At 67.6% G+C, this 18,378-nt stretch carries 15 protein-coding genes; 6 read left to right on the top strand and 9 right to left on the bottom strand.

All coding sequences use genetic code 11. The features are described 5' to 3' along the window. Positions 1-19 precede the first annotated feature (19 nt). Positions 20-1,312, top strand: a complete 1,293-nt coding sequence (locus ACSUZC_RS03880) for a M18 family aminopeptidase (RefSeq protein WP_439031605.1) — start codon at positions 20-22, stop codon at positions 1,310-1,312. 18 nt (positions 1,313-1,330) lie between these two features. On the opposite strand, the gene ACSUZC_RS03885 is transcribed toward ACSUZC_RS03880, so the two are convergent. Both ACSUZC_RS03885 and ACSUZC_RS03890 read right to left on the bottom strand, forming a co-directional pair. Continuing rightward, the gene (locus tag ACSUZC_RS03885) at positions 1,331-2,095 is read right to left on the bottom strand and encodes a lytic transglycosylase domain-containing protein (RefSeq protein ID WP_439031606.1); all 765 of its coding nucleotides are present in this window, start codon (positions 2,093-2,095) and stop codon (positions 1,331-1,333) included. A gap of 230 nt (positions 2,096-2,325) precedes the next feature. Then, complete coding sequence (locus ACSUZC_RS03890; protein WP_439031607.1) at positions 2,326-3,636, bottom strand: outer membrane protein assembly factor BamB family protein; 1,311 nt, start codon at positions 3,634-3,636, stop codon at positions 2,326-2,328. Between the two features lie 117 nt (positions 3,637-3,753). Here ACSUZC_RS03890 and ACSUZC_RS03895 point away from each other — a divergent pair, with 117 nt between their 5' ends. Then, positions 3,754-4,227, top strand: a complete 474-nt coding sequence (locus ACSUZC_RS03895) for an anthrone oxygenase family protein (protein ID WP_439031608.1) — start codon at positions 3,754-3,756, stop codon at positions 4,225-4,227. Between the two features lie 7 nt (positions 4,228-4,234). Here ACSUZC_RS03895 and ACSUZC_RS03900 read toward each other — a convergent pair whose 3' ends face one another. From ACSUZC_RS03900 to ACSUZC_RS03910, 3 genes are all read right to left on the bottom strand, one after another. Further along, the gene (locus ACSUZC_RS03900; RefSeq protein ID WP_439031609.1) at positions 4,235-5,569 is read right to left on the bottom strand and encodes a VOC family protein; all 1,335 of its coding nucleotides are present in this window, start codon (positions 5,567-5,569) and stop codon (positions 4,235-4,237) included. Next, a complete protein-coding gene (locus tag ACSUZC_RS03905) occupies positions 5,566-6,081 on the bottom strand; it encodes an RNA polymerase sigma factor (RefSeq protein ID WP_439032986.1) in 516 nt (171 codons plus the stop codon). The genes ACSUZC_RS03900 and ACSUZC_RS03905 overlap by 4 nt, the downstream gene beginning before the upstream one ends. A 102-nt stretch (positions 6,082-6,183) precedes the next feature. Next, on the bottom strand, positions 6,184-7,092 hold the full coding sequence (locus ACSUZC_RS03910; RefSeq protein WP_439031610.1) for an alpha/beta fold hydrolase: 909 nt from the start codon (positions 7,090-7,092) through the stop codon (positions 6,184-6,186). Positions 7,093-7,161: 69 nt separating this feature from the next. Here ACSUZC_RS03910 and ACSUZC_RS03915 point away from each other — a divergent pair, with 69 nt between their 5' ends. Next, a complete protein-coding gene (locus tag ACSUZC_RS03915) occupies positions 7,162-7,758 on the top strand; it encodes a TetR/AcrR family transcriptional regulator (protein WP_439031611.1) in 597 nt (198 codons plus the stop codon). 3 nt (positions 7,759-7,761) lie between these two features. On the opposite strand, the gene ACSUZC_RS03920 is transcribed toward ACSUZC_RS03915, so the two are convergent. From ACSUZC_RS03920 to betT, 3 genes are read right to left on the bottom strand one after another with little or no spacing between them, the layout of a single operon-like run. Next, positions 7,762-9,342, bottom strand: coding sequence for a GMC family oxidoreductase (locus tag ACSUZC_RS03920; RefSeq protein ID WP_439031612.1), 1,581 nt, complete (start codon positions 9,340-9,342; stop codon positions 7,762-7,764). After that, on the bottom strand, positions 9,339-10,853 hold the full coding sequence (locus ACSUZC_RS03925) for an aldehyde dehydrogenase family protein (RefSeq protein WP_439031613.1): 1,515 nt from the start codon (positions 10,851-10,853) through the stop codon (positions 9,339-9,341). The genes ACSUZC_RS03920 and ACSUZC_RS03925 overlap by 4 nt, the downstream gene beginning before the upstream one ends. After that, positions 10,850-13,042, bottom strand: a complete 2,193-nt coding sequence (gene betT, locus ACSUZC_RS03930) for a choline BCCT transporter BetT (RefSeq protein ID WP_439031614.1) — start codon at positions 13,040-13,042, stop codon at positions 10,850-10,852. Before betT ends, ACSUZC_RS03925 begins: the two co-directional genes overlap by 4 nt. Before the next feature lie 541 nt (positions 13,043-13,583). Between betT and ACSUZC_RS03935 the strand changes: the two genes are divergently transcribed. Further along, positions 13,584-16,124: an ATP-dependent Clp protease ATP-binding subunit gene (locus tag ACSUZC_RS03935; RefSeq protein WP_439031615.1), complete on the top strand. Its 2,541-nt coding sequence runs from the start codon at positions 13,584-13,586 to the stop codon at positions 16,122-16,124. A gap of 136 nt (positions 16,125-16,260) precedes the next feature. Beyond that, a complete protein-coding gene (locus tag ACSUZC_RS03940) occupies positions 16,261-17,127 on the top strand; it encodes an enoyl-CoA hydratase-related protein (RefSeq protein ID WP_439031616.1) in 867 nt (288 codons plus the stop codon). A gap of 4 nt (positions 17,128-17,131) precedes the next feature. Here the strand turns inward: ACSUZC_RS03940 and ACSUZC_RS03945 are convergent, their stop codons facing one another. Then, entirely contained in the window at positions 17,132-17,503 is a 372-nt protein-coding gene (locus tag ACSUZC_RS03945; protein ID WP_439031617.1) for a hypothetical protein, read from the bottom strand. A gap of 369 nt (positions 17,504-17,872) precedes the next feature. Here ACSUZC_RS03945 and ACSUZC_RS03950 point away from each other — a divergent pair, with 369 nt between their 5' ends. After that, on the top strand, positions 17,873-18,370 hold the full coding sequence (locus ACSUZC_RS03950) for an HNH endonuclease (RefSeq protein WP_238422178.1): 498 nt from the start codon (positions 17,873-17,875) through the stop codon (positions 18,368-18,370). Positions 18,371-18,378 lie beyond the last annotated feature (8 nt).

Here is an 18,378-nt window from a genome sequence, read left to right on the forward strand (position 1 = left end):
CCCCACTTCCGGAGCACACATGCCGGCATCCCCGACACTGCCGACCACCGCGACCGCACGTGGGCTCGGTGCGTTCGTCGATGCCTCGCCCTCGCCGTTCCACGTGTGCGCGACAGTCGCCGCAGAACTCGAGAGTGCCGGATACACACGGCTTTTCGAAGACCGAGAGTGGTCCGGTGCCGAACTGGGCGCTACATCGGCGCGGTATTACGTGATCCGTGGCGGGTCGATCATCGCGTGGGAGGCGGGGGAGTCGTCCGCGTTCCGGATCGTGGGCGGCCACACCGACAGTCCCAACCTGCGTCTCAAGCAGCATCCCGACCGGTCGTCGGCGGGTATCGCGATGATCGCACTCGAGCCGTACGGCGGGGCCTGGCTGAACTCCTGGCTCGATCGCGACCTCGGGTTGTCCGGCAGGCTCGCATATCGCGCCGGGGATCGGGTGGCGCACACGCTGGTTCACGTGACCGAGCCCGTGGTTCGCGTGCCGCAGCTCGCCATCCACCTGTCCGAGGACCGCAAGGGCGTGGCACTCGACCCCCAGCGCCACGTGAACGGCGTCTGGGGTCTGGACGACGCGGCGCCGGATGTGCTCGATTGGGTGGCGGAGTACGCCGGGATCGATCCCGGCACGCTGCTCGGCTGGGAACTGATGACCCACGACGTCGCTCCGTCGGCGATCATCGGTGCCGGCGAGAACCTGCTCAGCGCACCACGTCTCGACAATCAGGGTACCTGCTATGCCGGACTGCGGGCGCTGCTCGACGCCGGGTCGTCGAACCACACGAAGATGCTGGTGCTGTTCGATCACGAAGAGGTCGGCAGCGGTTCCGAACGTGGCGCGGCGTCGGACTTCCTGGGCTCGATCTGTGAACGAATCGTTCTGGCGCGGGGCGGATCCCGCGCGGACTTCCTCCAGGCCATGGCCGCGAGCCTCTGCCTGTCGGGCGACATGGCGCATGCCACACACCCGAACTATCCCGAACGTCACGAGCCCGGACACCGGATTTCCATCGGCGGCGGGCCGGTCCTGAAGGTGAACCAGAACCTCAGGTACGCATCCGATGCCATGGGCGAGGCGGTCTTCGCTCTGGCCTGCGACGCGGCCGGTGTGCCGATGCAGCGTTACGTCCACCGCGCGGATCTGCCGTGCGGGTCGACGATCGGGCCGATCACCGCGTCGCGCACCGGGCTCGCGACCGTCGACGTGGGTGCGCCACAACTCGCGATGCATTCGGCGCGAGAGCTCATGGGTGCGGCCGACGTGCCCATGTATTCGGCTGCGCTGCAGGCATTTCTGACGCAGAGCTGAGTGCGGCGGGTGCCGCGATCAGTACTCGCGGGCGAAACCGAGGACCTTGTTCACGTAGTCCATCGAATTGTTGTAGCGCAGGACGGCGGTGACCAGCGACGACGAGTCGCGCAGATCGAGGTTCTCGTCGCAGAGGTAGTTCGCAGTGGTGAGCGCGGCGTCGAAGATGTTCTGGGGGTCGGACTTCCCGTCGTGATTGCCGTCGGCGGCATACATCTTCCATGTCGAGGGCAGGAACTGCATGGGTCCGACCGCCCGATCGTAGACCGGGTCGCCGTCGAGCGAACCGCCGTCGGTGTCGCTGATGACCTCGTTGCCCGCGAGCGAACCGTCGAGTCGCGGACCGAAGATCGCACTGCGCAGCGCACCGTCGGGCGTCACGTTGCCCTGGTCGGCGTGGTGGGACTCGACGCGGCCGATGCCGGCGATCACCTTCCAGTCGATGCCGCATCGCGGGTGGGTGCTCTTGACGTCGGTGGCCGCCGACTCGTACGCCTCGTAGTTCGTCGCCGGGACCGCGCCCGTCGTCACGCTGGCGGGCCGGACGGGCGGTGGTGGCGGGCTCGGCAGGATCGGGCGGGCCTGGACCGCGGGGGTGAGGGCCGGCGTCGTCGTGGCCGTCTCGGCGGCCGGCTGCGGTGCGGAGACCGGCGTGGGCGCCATCGTGTGGCTGGAGAGCTCGGCTCCCGCTGTGGCTGCGCCCGCCAGGACGCCTACCGGCAGGAGGGCTGTGGCCCACAGCGGTGTGCGGGACCTCTTCCGTGGCTTGGAGTGCTTACCCAAAACTGATCGACCTCGCGTGTACATCTGATGGTTCGTGCTTCTGCAACCGAGCCGACCGTACACATCGCCGTGAGCAAAGCGTTACCTTCCTGTGACCGATGCAGGACTGGACCGCAGGCCATTTCTGTGTCTTTGCAGGTGAGCGGGAGTGTCATCCCGGTATTGTGAGACCGCGCACAAAAGGTGTGAGCCCCGTTGTCGATGGCGCCGTGCGGACCGTCGGGTGTGGGTCAGTTCGGGCGCAACATCGACAGGGTGCTGCCCTCGCTCACGACGATGTAGCCGTCGATCACCCGGACCAGACCCGGTGACGACAGCCCGCGCTCCCACGCGATGGTGTTCTCTGGGGTGAGGGCGGTCAACTGTCCCTGGTTGGACACGACCATGGTGGTACCCGACGACCCGATACACCGCGGGTTGGCAAGGACCGTCTGCTGCGGGCCGGGAGCCGGGCCGGTACCGATGTGATGCCCGTCGGCGAGAGCATAGGTGGAGCGAGAACCGTCGAGGCGACCGAAGTTGACGAGCGATCCGCAGGTGATCGCGTTGGCCTTGGACAGCTCACGGTCGCGGATCTGCCACAGCGCATCCGGTCGCGCCGGGTCGCGGACCTCGTACTGCCCTTCGGCGACGAAGACCCGGTTGGCCGCATTGAGGACCGGCAGGGTGGACGGGCCGGGAAGCACGCCCAGCCCCTCGGCCGTCGCGACCGGTTCGGCGTCGACCCGGCCGTTGATCGTGGCGTAGGTGACGACCTTCTCCTCGCCGTACGCCTGGTGATCGACGGTGACCCCGGAGGGGTACAGCCTGATGGTGCACTGGTCGCAACCGATGCGGTCGTCGCCGTCGACCGGGTTGACCAGATGCTGGCTGGCGTCGGCGGTCTTGATGACGACGATGTCGCCGGTCACCTCGACCGAGACGACCGGGGCGGCGAAGGTGCGCGCCCAGAGCGTGTTGCCGGTCGGGGTGTTCAGCGACACCTGGTGACCGACGCGGTTGACCCGGAGGAAGTTGGTGCCGAGCCCCTCGACCGTCTTGGTGTCCATGTACTGCGAGGTCATCGTCGGCACGCCCTGGTCGTCGACGAGGTAGAAGCCGTCGTCGAGCGGATCGCCGAGCTGCACCGCGCAGCCCACCTGGCCGGCCTCGTTGACGGCGCAGTCGCCCAGGCCCGCGTTGATCGGGTTGTCCCAGAGCAGCTTTCCGGTACGACGATCGACCATCACATAGGAGCGCCCCAGTCCGGACGGATAAGCGACCAGCCAACCCTCTTCCGAGGAGTCGGCGACCTCGATGGTGACCTCGCCGCGGTAACCGGGCAGGCCTTCTTGTCCGACGATGGTCCAGCCTTCGGCCGGGGCGCGCTGGTAGTCACGGAGCTCCCCGTAGGCGTACTCGGTGTCGTCGGCCTGTGTGCTGCCGGAGGCGAGCACCACGCCGCCGGTGACAACGAGTGCCGCACACAGGAGCAGGACGACGGTCCCGATGCCGAACGGCGAGCGCGCGAGAAGTGCCCGGACCCGGGAGCGAGACGACATGGACAAGAGTCAATCATGACAGTCGCCTGCGGTACCGGACCGGGAGCGGGACCACAGAACGGGACATTTCACCGTGTGGGCATGGTGTTCTGGCGCCGGAGGCGGTGGACTGTCGGCATGGAACTGCTGCGAGATGTGCTGGTGACTCTCACGATCGTGTGCACCGGGCTCAGCGCCGGGGTGCTGGCCGGCTTCGGATACGCCGTCATCCCGGGGCTGAACCGGGCCGGGGCGGCCGTGGCGGTGCCGGCGATGCAACGGATGAACGGCGCGATACTCAATCCGCTGTTCGCGGTGATCTTCGCGGGCGGGGTGGTCTTCGGGTGCGCGAGTACCTGGGCGTCCTGGGATTCGGGCCTGCGTTGGTGGGTCGTCGCGGCGACGGCGCTGACGACCCTCGGCGTGGTGATCACCATGGCCGTCAACGTTCCGGCCAACAACCGTCTCGACGCTGCGGGCGAGGTCCCCGGGGACGAGGCCGGGCGCGTGTGGTCGCAGTTCACCGGGGTCTGGGTCCCGTGGAACGTCGTGCGGTCGGTTTTGACGACCGCCGCGGCCGTGGTGCTCGTCGTCGGGTTGCTGTCGGCCTGACCGACCCTCAGAACAGCTGACCGAGGTAGAACTCCGCGCCTTGGTCGTCGGTGCAGCGTGCCGAGATACCGTACGGCGCGGTTGTCGGCTCCTCGAGCACGGTGCCGCCTGCGGCACGCACCCGCTCGACGGCGGCCATCACATCGGCGGTGACCCACATCGGTACCGACACCGAGGCCTCGGCTCCGCCCGCGACACCGACCTGGGGGCGACTGTCGTCGACCTCCCAGCCGTCGTCGATGCGCCCGCCGTGGAACGACCACCCGAGCACGGCGCCGTAGAACTCGCGGAACCGGCCGCTGTCGGGGGTGAGCACCGTGAGGTAGGTCATCGCACCGGCCGCACGGGCATGTTGGTCCGGCCGGATGTCCGACGACCGCGCTTCGTACACCGCGAAGCGGACCCCCTGGTCGTCGACGGCGTCGACGACGCGGTGCCCGTCGGGACTCGACCCGAACTCGCCCCGCCCGCCCGCGGCGACGATGCGCTCGTGTGCGGCCTGCAGATCGTCGACCGCGTACGCGCAGAACATCGTCGGGGCGCCCTCGGTCTCGAAGATGCCGAGCCGGTGTCCGACATTCGTCACGCGACGGCCGTCGGCGTCGAACTCCCAGCCGAGGACGTCGCCGTAGAAGCGTCGGGCCCGCGAGGCGTCGGGGACGTTGAGCGACATGTAGCCGATGTCCCCCTGGTGCACACGCTCGGGCGCCGGTGCCGTCGACGGACCGCTCAGCATCCAGCGGTGTCCGAAGGGATCGACGATGACGGCGGTCCGTGAGCCGTGTGCCTCGTACGGCTCGCGGGTCACCGCCGCGCCGGCACGGGCTGCGGTCGCGACTGCGGCATCGGTGTCGTCGACGCCGAGCATCAGGCTCACCGAGACGTGTCCGGGAGCGGGTGCACGGAGTCCGAGGTCGCCGAATTCGGCCGCGAGATAGATTGCGCCGCCGCCCACTTCGAGTTCGGCGTGGCCGATCACCCCGTCCTCCATGACGACGGGCTGCCCGCGCAGCCGGGCACCGAACGCGTCGGTGTACCAGTCGATCGCCGCCTGTGGCTGTGCGACGACGAGATAGGGGAGTGCGCCGGGGCGTTCGACCGTGGCGGGTGTGGTTCGGGACACCGCGGAGGTCTCGGTGGTGGCCGGTTCGTCGAGCTGGGTGGCGGTGGACATGATGACTCCTTCGGGTAGTGACACCCCGCGTTCGAGACGGTCACGCAAGACGGCGGCGAAACCGCGGTCGGGAGCGACAGGGGCGTCGAAGCCGGGTGTCTCGGCAGCGCGCAGGGCGTGCAACGGATCCCGTGACGCGCCGACGTCGGTGCTGTTCCGGGTGTTCATGCGTGACCTCCTCTCCCGCTGGTCTGGGGTTGTGGTTCGGGATAGGCCGCGCGGAATGCGCGCTTGGCCCGCGTCAGCAGTGCCTCGGTGGCACCGACCGTGCGGCCGAGGATCTGCGCACAGTCGCCGACGGGAAGGTCGTCGACGTAGCGCAGTGTCAGGACCGCGCGGTGGATCGGCGAGAGCTGGCCGAGGGTGTGATGGGCGACCATCCGGTCGAGTTCGGTGTCCCACGGGTCGGTTCCCTGGTCGGGCACATCATCGACCGGTTCGGGCACGCGTTGGGCACGGCGCCAGTGGTCGGCGAGTTTGTGCCGGGCGATCCCGATGAGCCACGGCGTCGTCGGCTCGGTGTCACGCCGACGACGGACGGAGTCCATCGCGGCCAGAAACGTCTCCGAGGTGACGTCCTCGGCGGTCCGGCGATCAGTGCAGCGGCGGACCACGAATCCGTACACCTGGGGCAGTGCCTCGTCGTAGACCGCCAGCAATCCCTCAGGTCCCCGGGCCATCGAAACCGGTTGGTCGCTGCTCACGTCTCTATCGTCGTGTGCGGCCCGCGGAATCCGACGCCCAACGGCGAAGAATTCTCGGCGAGTTCTCGCCGGCCCCGGTCAGTCCTGTCCGTGCGCGGGTTCTTCCGGCGATGACGTCGCCGTGCGGCCCGGCGATGTGAGCGCGATGATCTCCTCGGCCAGCGCGGCCGGTTGATCCAGCGACACGAACGTCCGGGCATCGTCGATGCCGACGAACGGCGCACCGGAACCGTCGCCGAACACCGCGGCGAACCGACGCCCGTGGGCCGGCGTGAAGCAACGGTCGTCGCGTCCCCACACCACCCGGACCGGAAGGTCGAGACGAGCCATGCGCGGGGTCACCGCGGCCAGTTCGGCGGGACTGATGTTCCGGAGGAACGTTCTGAAGTCGTCGCGGATACGGGGATCGCGCTGTAGAGGCTCGAAGACCGAGCCGGTGAGGCCGGGGTCGGGCTCGTTGAGCAACAGGCCGACACCGAGCGGCGAGTGTCGCAGGACGCGCAACCGCATCGCCTCGACCAGTGGCTTCAGCAGGGCGCGCCGCTGCATCATCGCGAAATACAGCCGAAACGGCTGTGGGGGAAACAGATCGAATGCGTCGCAGTTGGTGAAGACCAGACGGCTCACGAACCGCGGGTCGTCGTCGAGGGCGAACTGGGTGACGGCGCCGCCGGTGTCGTTGGCCACGAGTGTCGCGGCCGACAGGTCGAACCGGTCGACGAACTCGCGCAGCAGACGGCTCGCGCCGCGTGGCGAACGATCGGCCTCCGGCCCCCAGGGGATGCGATGCGACCCGAGGGGGAGCAGCGGTACGTGGCACCGGTACCCGCGGTCGGCGAGCATCAAGGCCACGGGCTCCCACAGGCGGTGGTCGACGACGGCGCCGTGCACGAAGACGATGGGTGGGAGAGCGGAATCGGCCGGCCCGTACGTGGCGTGTTCCACCACTCCGGAGGGCAGGTCGACGGTCGGCAGTGCTGGTGTCATGGCGAGGTCCGCTTCTCGTAGACTGGTCGAACTTACGAACACTGAGTATGAAAGTTACGTGCAACCTGTATGAAAGTCAACCGTCGCACCCAGGCCGAGCGGACCGCGGCCACCCGCGCCGCGCTGATCGCCGCCGGCCGAACGCTCTTCGGCGCGCGCGGTTTCGCCGAGGTGGGCACACAGGAGATCGTGACGGAGGCCGGGGTCACGCGTGGCGCGCTGTACCACCAGTTCGGCGACAAGAAGGGCCTGTTCGTCGCGGTGTACGACGACACCGAACAGCGGGTCGTCGAGCAGATCGCGAATGCGGTGGCCGGTGTCGTCGACGACGATCCGATCGCCGCTCTCAAGGCGGGGATGCGCCTGTTCCTGGACCTGTGCACCGAACCCGAGGTCCACCGGATCACCCTCGTCGAGGCGCCCTCGGTAATGGGGTGGAGTGAATGGCGCGCTCGCGGCGAGGAATTCGGATTCTCGCTCGTCGAGGGACTGCTGGGCGCGGCCATGGCCGCCGGTCAGGTCACCGAGCAGCCGACCCGCCCTCTCGCACACGTCGCCATCGGCGCGCTCGACGAGGCGGCGCTGTATGCCGCCGCCGCGGAGGATCGCGGGACCGCCACCGAGCAGGTCGCCGCGGTCCTCGACCGGATCATCGACTCGTTCTGAGTCCTAGCGGTCGGCGGCGACCAGCTCGGCGCACCGCTCGCCGACGAGCATCACGGTGATGTTCGGGTTCACGGTCGTGTGTTCGGGGAACACCGACGCATCGGCGACCCGAAGTCCCACAATGCCTTTGACCCTCAATTCGGGATCGAGCGGCGACATGTCGTCGTCGGGGGGTCCCATGCGCACGGTGCCCACGGGGTGGTAGACGGTGTTGTGGGTGCGGGTGATGTAGTCGGCCAACTCGGCGTCGGATGTGGTGTCGGGACCCGGATACAACTCCCGCGCAATCCATTCCGCGAGCGGTGCGGCGGTGGCGATGTCGCGCGCCCGGCGCAGGCCCGCGATCATGATCCGCATGTCGTAACCCTCGGCGTCGGTGAAGTAGCGCGGATCCACCCGCGGTTTGTCGCGGAAGTCGCGGGAGCGCAGGCGGACCGTCCCGCGGGAACGCGCGTGGGTCACGTTCGGCGTCAGGCAGAAGGTGTTGTCGCTGGTCGGGTAACCCTGCCGCAGCGTGTGCATGTCGAACGGAACACTGCCGTAATGCATCATGAGATCCGGGCGGTCCAGGCCGTCGTCGATCGTGGTGAAGATGCCTGCCTCCCACCACTGGGTGGATTGCCGCGTCATTGGTCGCGTCGTCTCGAAGCCGATGACCCCTTCGGGATGGTCCTGGAGATGTTCGCCGACCCCGGGTGCGTCCACGAGAACGTCGATCTCGTGCCGGCGGAGGTCGTCGGCCGGGCCGATCCCGGAGAGCATGAGCAACTTCGGGGAGTCGATGGCCCCGGCCGAGACGATCACCTCTCGCGCGGCGCCGATCCTGGTGGTCCGTCCGAAGGCGTTGTCGGTGATGTCCACACCGACCGCGCGCAGCTCCCCGTCGACCTTCTCGACGGCCACTCGCTTGGCCCACGAACCCGTGCGAACCGTCAGGTTCGGTCGATCGAGGTGAGGGTGCAGGTAGCTGACCGACGACGACGCCCGCGTACCGTCGGGGCGCCGGTTGATCTGGAAGAAGTTCGCGCCGTTGACGACCGTCGAACCGCTGTTGAACTCGGCGCGTGGGATGCCGACCGCCTCGCAGGCGTCGAGTACCGCGACGCCGCAGGGGTCGTTCGGGGGCACCGTCATGATGTGGACGGGCCCGCTGCGACCGTGATGATCGCCCGGGGCGTCATTCGTCTCGATCTGCGGGTAGAGGCGATACAGTTCCTCGGAACCCCATCCGGCACAACCGAAATCGCGCTCCCAGGCATCGAGGTCCTGCCGGGGCGCCCAGAAGGCGATGCAACTGTTGTGCGAACTGCACCCGCCCAGGACCTTGGCGCGCGCATGCCGCATGAAGTCGTTGCCGTTCTCCTGCGACTCGATGGGATAGTCCCAGTCATAACCGGATTCGAGTAGCTCCATCCAGCGGTCGAGCCGCAGGATCGCGTCGTCGCCGACATCCGACGGTCCCGCCTCCAGCAGGCACACCGTCACCGAGGCGTCCTCGGAGAGTCGCGACGCCACCGCAGCACCGGCCGAGCCTCCGCCGACCACCACATAGTCGTAGACCTCGGTGTCGTGGGTCCCGGTCACCGCTGATCCTCCCGGTCGGCGAACCAGCCGGTGACGCCCGGCCGGAGGTTCTCGTACACGTGCTTGGCCTCGCGGTACTCGGCCAGGCCCGTCGGACCGAGCTCGCGGCCGAAGCCCGACTGGCCGTAACCACCCCACTCGGCTTCGGGGAGGTACGGACCGAAGTCGTTGACCCACACGGTGCCTGCCCGGATGCGTCGAGCGATGCGGCGGGCGCGGGCGGCGTCGGCCGACCACACCGCACCGGCCAGGCCGTAGACGGTGTCGTTGGCGAGGGTCACCGCCTCGTCCTCGGAGGTGAACGTCTCGACGGTGACCGTGGGGCCGAACGCCTCGTCGTGCACACAGGCCATCGAACGATCGGCGCGGTCGATGACGGTCGGCAGATAGAACCAGCCGTCATCGAGGCTGCCCGACCCGTGGTCGCCGGTCGCGAATGCGCCGCCGGTCACGACGACCGCCCCATCCGAGCGCGCCTGTTCCACATACGCATGCACCTTGTCGCGGTGCGCGCTCGAGATCAGAGGCCCCGTCTCGGTCCCCTCGGCGTAGGGGAGACCCAGACGGATCTGCTCGGCACGGCGAACCAGTTCGTCCACGAACCGGTCATGTGCCGACTCCTCGACGATGAGCCGCGCCCCGGCCGAACAGACCTGCCCCGAATGCAGAAATGCCGCGTTCAAGGCGTTGTCGACGGCCGCCGCGAGCAGGTCCTCGGTGGCGCACGCATCGGCGAACACCACATTGGGGTTCTTGCCGCCGAGTTCGAGGGCCACCTTCTTCACGGTCGCGGCCGCCTCGCGGGCGATGATCCGTCCGGTCACCAGGCCGCCCGTGAACGAGACCAGGTCGACATCGGGATGCGACGACAGTGGGGCCCCGGCGTCGGCGCCCGCGCCGAGGACGAGGTTGGCGACGCCCGCGGGCAGTCCGAGGTCGTGCAGGACCTCCATCAGCAGGATCGACGTGTGCGGGGTCAGCTCGGCCGGTTTGAGGACGAAGGTGTTGCCCGCGGCCAGGGCGGGGGCGACCTTCCACGCCGCCTGCAGAAGCGGGTAGTTCCACGGTGTGACGAGTCCACACACGCCGACCGGTTCGTACACGATCCGTGAGTCGGCGTCCGGCGAGCCGGTGTCGACGACACGTCCGGCGTCGGCGGCCGCGAGCTTCCCGAAGTAGCGGAAGCAGTTCGCGATGTCGGTCATGTCGATGTCCGACTCGTAGGGCCGTTTACCGGTGTCGAGGGTTTCAGCGCGGACGAACTCCTCTCGGCGCGAGTCGATCTGATCGGCGATGCGCAGTAAGAGGTCGCCGCGCCGGGCGGCCGGGGTCTCGCTCCACTGTCCGGAGTCGAAGGCGCGGCGCGCGGCGGCGATGGCGGTCTCGGTGTCGGCGGCGGTCGCCTCGGCCACCGTGCCCACCACCGAATTGTCGGCCGGACAATGAATCTCACGTGTGCCGCCCGCGATCGCCGAACACCATCGGCCGTCGATGTAGAGGGTGTCGCTCATCGAGCGGGAGCTCCTTCGGGGTCGATGTCGGGGATGTCCGTGTCGCTGTCGGGCACGGTACCGTCGCCGGCGCCCGGCTCGGGGGCGGGGTCGTGGTGGTCCGCGGCGGCGTCTCGGAGATGGAGGTAGCCGAGGTGTCGCTCGTACTGGTCGAGGATGTCCCCGATGATCTGATCGCGGGTGTAGCCGACGAGCGAATACCCCTGGGAGCCTTCGGTGAGATAGACCTCGCATCGGAAGTACCGGTCATCGGATCGTTGTGTCCGGACCGCGTAGGTCGGCGTCGGCGCGGACACCGGCCACACGCAGTAGTCGAAACATGCGACATCCGCGAGCTCGACCCGCAGACGCGGCGAAGGCAGACCCTCGTTGGTCCCCGACTCGTCGACCGTCGCGGTGATTCCCTCCCGGGTGAACTGGTCGGCGACCTCGGACATCGCGGGGATCACCGTCGTGGTGATGAATTTCCGCGTGGCGACCGGGCCGGGGAAGCGCAGGGTCCCGATGAGTCGCTGCCGCCAGCTGCCGTGTTCGGTGGGCCCGCGCCCGACGGCGATCACCTTCGGCAGGGTGGTCCGGAAGCTGTCGAGTTTCACCGACTCGTTGCGGACCGCGCGTAGCAGCGAGATGCCGATCAGCCCCAGGACGAAGGAGAACGGCAGGCCCATGATCACCGTCGCGGCCTGCAGGGTGAGGATGGACCCGTCGCCGCCCCCGGCGAACAGCATCGACAGGGTCAGCAGGCCGATGGCCACCGACCAGAAGATACGAAGGGAGCGAGCGCAATCGGCCATCGGGTCGTCGAGGCGACTGGTGAAGTTGCCCATGACCAGAGAGCCGGAGTCGGCACTGGTCACATAGAACAGCAGGCCGGTGATCGTCGCGATCCCGATGAGGAGCGTCGAACCCGGATATTGCTCGAGCAGGGAATAGAAGCCGGCTTCGGGTGTGGAGGCGGTGGTCTCGGCGAAATCCTTGTCACCGCGGGCCACCTGGAGGGCGCTGTTGCCGAAGATCGAGATCCACACCAGGATGAAGCTGAACGGGACGACCAGGACGCCGAAGATGAACTGCCGCAACGTACGTCCGCGCGAGATGCGCGCGAGGAACAGTCCGACGAACGGCGCCCAGGCCACCCACCAGGCCCAGAAGAACAGGGTCCAACCGTCGACGAAGCCGCGGGCGTCGTTGCCCGGCTGCGGATTCACCTGATCCCAGGCGAAGGTGTCGAGAGTGCGGTCGGCGAACGTGGAGACGTAATCGCCTGCGTTCTGGACGAGACCGTTGAGCAGGAAGTCCGCATCCTTGGCGACCGTGATGTAGACCAGCAGGCAGATCGCCAGGATCACGTTGATCTCGGAGAGTCGGCGGATCCCCTTGTCCACACCCGATGTCGCCGATGCGGTGGCGATGACGACCGCCAGCACGATCAGGCCGATCTGGGCGGCCTTGCCCTGCTGGATGCCGAAGATCTCGTTCAGGCCGAAGTTGAGTTGCACCACGCCGATGCCCAGGGACGTCGCGATACCGAAGATCGTGCCGAGAACCGCGGCGACGTCGATCGCGTCACCCCAGCGTCCTTCCACACGCTTGCCGAAGATCGGGTAGAGCGCGGCGCGGATGGTGAGCGGGAGGTTGTGCCGGAAGGCGAAGTAGGCGAGTGCGCCACCCATCAGCGCGTACATGGCCCAGCCCGTGACGCCGTAGTGGAAGACGGTCCATGTCACCGCTTCCCGCGCCGCCGCGTTGGTCTCCGCCGCACCGGACGGCGGGTTCAGGAAGTGCGTGACCGGCTCGGCGACGGAGAAGAACATCAGGTCGATACCGATGCCGGCGGCGAACAGCATCGAGGTCCACGTGAAGAGGCTGTACTCCGGACGCGACTCCTCCGGCCCCAGTCGGTAGCGCCCGTACTTGCTGAGGCCGAGGAACACCACGAGACCGACGATCGCGGTGGCGAGGACGAAGTACCACCAACCGAACCAGCGGCTGATGAAATCGCGTACGTCGTTGATCGTCGACTCGGCCGCCGCCGGAGTCGCCAGCGCCCAGACGGCGAAGGCGACCACGATGACAGCCGAGGCGATGAAGACCGTCAGGTTGACCCTGCCTGAGCGGGGCGATGGCTCGCTCACCGAGTCGGGGTCGGCCGGAGCGGAGAAGGACAGACGACGGGCGCCGTGACTCATGGGCTACGACGCTAGTCCGATCACTGGTGAAGCGGGCGGTTTGGGCGAATCACCGGACGTGGCGATGAGTTCGTGATCCGCGCCCGGTCTGTATCGGCAGGGCCACCGCAACCAGCAGTTCGGTACTTCTGTCCGGCGACGACCCGGGACGCCGACGGCAACTGGGTCCAGATCATCTGGCTCTCCGACGAGGAAGAGATCGGGATGGGCCCTCCGGCGCCTGGTTCACCGATCCCTCCGGCAACATCCTCTCCGTGCTGCGGTCATGACGAGGGAATGCCGCTGGAGACGGGGTTGCCGGGCCTGTTCGCTCTCGGCGTAGCGACCCGGGAACACAGCCCCGGCCAGCGCAGTTGTACAGGGCACATCCCCGCCGCATCGGTGGATCCATGCACTCTGCGCAGGCGTTAACTGCAGGTGCACCCGAGACGACCTCTAGAGTGGAAGCAGGCTGGTCGTCGTCTATCCGCACCGGTTGTCCTCCGGGACCTCCGTGGTGGTCTCCGCGGCGGCCGGGGCGCTAGCAATGTGAGGGAGAACAATGTTCGAACGGTTCACCGACCGCGCGCGTCGGGTTGTGGTTCTGGCCCAAGAAGAAGCGCGCATGCTCAACCACAACTACATCGGTACCGAGCACATCCTCCTCGGCCTCATCCACGAGGGCGAGGGCGTGGCCGCCAAGGCACTCGAGTCGCTCGGGATCTCCCTGGAAGGTGTCCGCAGTCAGGTCGAAGAGATCATCGGCCAGGGACAGCAGGCACCGTCGGGGCACATCCCGTTCACCCCGCGCGCCAAGAAGGTGCTGGAGCTCTCGCTGCGCGAGGCCCTGCAGCTCGGCCACAACTACATCGGCACCGAGCACATCCTGCTCGGCCTCATCCGCGAGGGCGAGGGCGTTGCCGCCCAGGTGCTGGTCAAGCTCGGCGCCGACCTCAACCGGGTCCGCCAGCAGGTCATCCAGCTGCTCAGCGGATACCAGGGCAAGGAGCCGCAGGAAGCCGGCACCGGCGGCCGGAGCAGCGAGTCCGGTACGCCGTCGACCTCGCTCGTCCTCGACCAGTTCGGCCGCAACCTGACGGCCGCTGCCTCCGAGGGCAAGCTCGACCCGGTCATCGGGCGCGAGAAGGAAATCGAGCGGGTCATGCAGGTCCTGAGCCGTCGCACCAAGAACAACCCGGTGCTGATCGGCGAGCCCGGCGTGGGTAAGACCGCCGTGGTCGAGGGCCTCGCGCAGGCCATCGTCAACGGTCAGGTCCCCGAGACGCTCAAGGACAAGCAGCTCTACACCCTCGACCTCGGTTCGCTGGTCGCGGGCAGCCGCTACCGCGGTGATTTCGAGGAACGCCTGAAGAAGGTGCTCAAGGAGATCAACACCCGCGGCGACATCATCCTGTTCATCGACGAGCTGCACACGCTCGTCGGCGCAGGTGCGGCCGAGGGCGCGATCGACGCCGCCAGCATCCTCAAGCCGAAGCTGGCCCGTGGAGAGCTGCAGACCATCGGTGCGACGACCCTCGACGAGTACCGCAAGTACATCGAGAAGGACGCCGCCCTCGAGCGTCGTTTCCAGCCCGTGCAGGTGGGCGAGCCGTCGGTCGAGCACACCATCGAGATCCTCAAGGGTCTGCGCGACCGCTACGAGTCGCACCACCGCGTGTCGATCACCGACGGTGCGCTGGTCGCGGCTGCCACGCTGGCCGACCGCTACATCAATGACCGGTTCCTGCCGGACAAGGCGATCGACCTCATCGACGAGGCCGGTGCGCGCATGCGCATCCGTCGCATGACCGCACCGCCAGACCTGCGCGAGTTCGACGAGCGCATCGCCGACGCCCGCAAGGAGAAGGAAAGCGCGATCGACGCGCAGGACTTCGAGAAGGCCGCCAGCCTCCGCGACAAGGAGAAGCAGCTGGTCGCCGAGCGGGCCGAGCGTGAGAAGCAATGGCGCAGCGGCGACATGGACGTCGTGGCCGAGGTCGACGACGAGCAGATCGCCGAGGTCCTGGGTAACTGGACCGGCATCCCGGTGTTCAAGCTCACCGAGGAGGAGACCACCCGTCTGCTCCGCATGGAGGACGAGCTGCACAAGCGGATCATCGGCCAGGAAGACGCCGTCAGGGCGGTGTCCAAGGCGATCCGCCGCACCCGTGCTGGTTTGAAGGATCCGAAGCGTCCGTCGGGCTCGTTCATCTTCGCCGGCCCGTCCGGTGTCGGTAAGACCGAGCTCTCCAAGGCGCTGGCGAACTTCCTGTTCGGCGAGGACGACGCCCTGATCCAGATCGACATGGGTGAGTTCCACGACCGCTTCACCGCCTCGCGTCTGTTCGGTGCCCCTCCCGGGTACGTCGGGTACGAAGAGGGTGGCCAGCTCACCGAGAAGGTGCGCCGCAAGCCGTTCTCCGTGGTGCTGTTCGACGAGATCGAGAAGGCCCACTCGGAGATCTACAACACCCTGTTGCAGGTCCTCGAAGACGGTCGGCTCACCGACGGTCAGGGTCGCACGGTCGACTTCAAGAACACCGTGCTGATCTTCACCTCGAACCTCGGCACGAGCGACATCTCGAAGGCCGTGGGCATGGGCTTCTCGTCGAGCGACGGCACCAAGTCGAACTACGACCGGATGAAGCAGAAGGTCAACGACGAGCTCAAGAAGCACTTCCGCCCCGAGTTCCTCAACCGCATCGACGACATCGTCGTCTTCCACCAGCTGACGCGAGAGGAGATCATCCAGATGGTCGACCTCATGCTCACGCGCGTGGAGGGTGCACTGAAGAACAAGGACATGGCACTCGAGGTGACCGACCGGGCGAAGTCGCTGCTGGCCAAGCGCGGATTCGATCCGGTGCTCGGTGCACGTCCGCTGCGTCGTACGATCCAGCGCGAGATCGAGGACCAGCTGTCGGAGAAGATCCTGTTCGGCGACATCGCTCCCGGACAGATCGTGCTCGTCGACGTGGAGAACTGGGACGGCGAGGGTGAGGGCGAGGACGCCAAGTTCACCTTCGCGGGTTCGGAGAAGCCTCGTATGGTTCCCGACGCCCCGATCGAGCTCACCAAGGCCGGCGAGGCCGACGCGAGTTGAGAAACAAGCCCGTCTGAGCTGATCTGACACCACGGCGGCGTCACCCGATGAGGGTGGCGCCGCCGTTGTCGTCGTGGCCGCCCGAGGAGTGACACAGTCGACGCGGAGTGTCCCAGCGCCGGATAGCATCGGTCCTGTGACGAGCGATACATCAGAGGTCGGGCGCAAGTCCCGACAGGACCAGCCCACCATCACCGTCGAGCGGGACGGGGAGATCGCGATCTTCCGGCTCGACCGGCCCGATCGGCTCAACGCCTTCACCCTGCAGATGGGGGAAGAGCTGCGAGCCGCGTTCGACGACACCGACGCCGACGATTCCGTGCGCGCCGTGGTGATCACGGGCAACGGACGCGCGTTCTGTGCGGGCGCTGATCTCGAGGCGGGCGGGTCGTCGTTCGATGCCTCGTCTGCAGTCACCTCCGGTGAGGTGCCCGCGGACGAGGGCGGCAAGTTGACGCTGCGGATGTTCGCCTCGCTCAAACCGATCGTGGTGGCCGTGAACGGACCGTCGGCCGGTGTCGGGGTGACGATGACGCTGCCCGCCGACGTCCGGATCGCCTCGGAGGATGCGAAGTTCGGGTTCGTCTTCGCGGCGCGAGGCCTCGTTCCCGAAGCCGCGTCGAGCTGGTTCCTCCCGCGTCTGGTCGGACTGCCGACGGCCCTGCAGTGGACGATCGGAGCCAAGATGGTGCAGGCCGACGAGGCCCTGGAGCGCGGGCTGATCCAGCAGATCGTTCCCAAGGACCAGGTCGTCGACGCCGCCATCGCCATCGCGCGCGAGATGACCGCGAACAGCGCACCGGTGTCGGCGGCTCTCACGCGACAGCTGTTGTGGCGTATGGCCGGGGCGCCCAGCCCACTGGAGGCCCATCACGCCGACTCGAAAGCGATCTTCTACCGCGGTCAGTCCGGCGACGTCTACGAAGGCGTCATGTCGTTCCTCGAGAAGCGACCTGCGACATACCCGAACACGGTGTCGCAGGATCTGCCGGAGATCTTCTGAGCGGTCAGTCGAGAGTGCCGGCCTGACCGCCGATGGCCAGCACGATCGGGATCATCACGAGCTGGGCAAAGCAGCCCCAGGCGGCGATCGGCAGCGCCGGCCGCCGCCGTCTCATCCGACGGATGCCGACGACCACCGAGCCCACGAGGAGTACGCACCCCGACGCCATCGCGGTGACGATGGCGACCTCGACCCACTCGGGGTTGCCGCACGCCTCATAGGCGCACACGTCGGTGCCGAAAGCGGTCAGCATGGCGGCGACGAACGTGGCGAACCCCAAGGCGGCATGCACGAGCCACAGGAGGATCGCCAGAGCGATGTCGCCGTCTCGAACCGCAGGAGGCGGTTCGTCGTGCGGGGCGTGCTGGGTGGACACCGTCCGACGGTAGCGCGCGACGGCGTCCGCCCGGCGGTGCCCGACAGCGATTACGACGAACGGTGGACGTGGAAACGGCCCGTGTGAACTGGGTGAACTTCCGAACACGCCGCGGATAAACGGTGGCAGGGTGTGCTGCACGCGGTTATCGTGGCGAAAGAGCAGGCCAGAGAGAACGTGAGGAGGTGACGCAGATGTCGATGGGTGTCAGGGCATTCGCTTGCGAGTGGCGGATGACCGAATCCGACTACCGATACGGGCCACGGGCCCTTGGTCGGTCGGGACCGATCACATCCAGCGTCACCAGTTCCTGAGGTCATGAACCTCGATGGTCGGCGCATTCACTCGCCAACGCATCGAGGAGCTGCCATGACCATCTTCGTCACCAATGCCGGACTACAGATACTGGCGCGCGTCACCTGGCGCCGCGCCGCGGTGCTGTTGACCACCGAGGTCGCGCGGAACGTCGAGGGCACCCCGCTGGTTCGTGTCGTGCATTCGCCGACGGTGTCGCTGCCCATCCACAAGGTGGTGGCGATCAAACGCGACGCCTACCGCCCGTTCGCGGGCAAGACGATGGACTCCTATGCCTCGAACGCGACGATCCTGCGCCGCGACCAGTGGATCTGTGCCTATTGCGACGGCCCGGCCGACACGGTCGACCACATCGTGCCGGTGTCTCAGGGCGGGCCGAGCACATTCGGGAACCAGGTCGCGGCGTGCAAGTCCTGCAACGGTTTCAAGGCCGATCGCACACCGCGGAAGGCCGGGATGGCCATGCGGCACGCCCCGTTCGTCTATGACCCGTGGGCAGCCGACCAGAAAGAGGTCTGGGAGATGTTCATGCTGCATCCGAAGACCGACTAGCGTCGAAC

It is taken from the genome of Gordonia terrae (genome assembly GCF_051789125.1).
GTDB lineage: Bacteria > Actinomycetota > Actinomycetes > Mycobacteriales > Mycobacteriaceae > Gordonia > Gordonia terrae_A.

Coding starts and splice junctions, on each gene's coding strand:
- ACSUZC_RS03880 (WP_439031605.1), top strand. CDS start 20: ATGCCGGCATCCCCGACACTGCCGACCACCGCGACCGCACGTGGGCTC.
- ACSUZC_RS03890 (WP_439031607.1), bottom strand. CDS start 3,636: ATGTCGTCTCGCTCCCGGGTCCGGGCACTTCTCGCGCGCTCGCCGTTC.
- ACSUZC_RS03895 (WP_439031608.1), top strand. CDS start 3,754: ATGGAACTGCTGCGAGATGTGCTGGTGACTCTCACGATCGTGTGCACC.
- ACSUZC_RS03900 (WP_439031609.1), bottom strand. CDS start 5,569: ATGAACACCCGGAACAGCACCGACGTCGGCGCGTCACGGGATCCGTTG.
- ACSUZC_RS03905 (WP_439032986.1), bottom strand. CDS start 6,081: ATGGCCCGGGGACCTGAGGGATTGCTGGCGGTCTACGACGAGGCACTG.
- ACSUZC_RS03910 (WP_439031610.1), bottom strand. CDS start 7,092: ATGACACCAGCACTGCCGACCGTCGACCTGCCCTCCGGAGTGGTGGAA.
- ACSUZC_RS03915 (WP_439031611.1), top strand. CDS start 7,162: ATGAAAGTCAACCGTCGCACCCAGGCCGAGCGGACCGCGGCCACCCGC.
- ACSUZC_RS03925 (WP_439031613.1), bottom strand. CDS start 10,853: ATGAGCGACACCCTCTACATCGACGGCCGATGGTGTTCGGCGATCGCG.
- betT (WP_439031614.1), bottom strand. CDS start 13,042: ATGAGTCACGGCGCCCGTCGTCTGTCCTTCTCCGCTCCGGCCGACCCC.
- ACSUZC_RS03935 (WP_439031615.1), top strand. CDS start 13,584: ATGTTCGAACGGTTCACCGACCGCGCGCGTCGGGTTGTGGTTCTGGCC.
- ACSUZC_RS03950 (WP_238422178.1), top strand. CDS start 17,873: ATGACCATCTTCGTCACCAATGCCGGACTACAGATACTGGCGCGCGTC.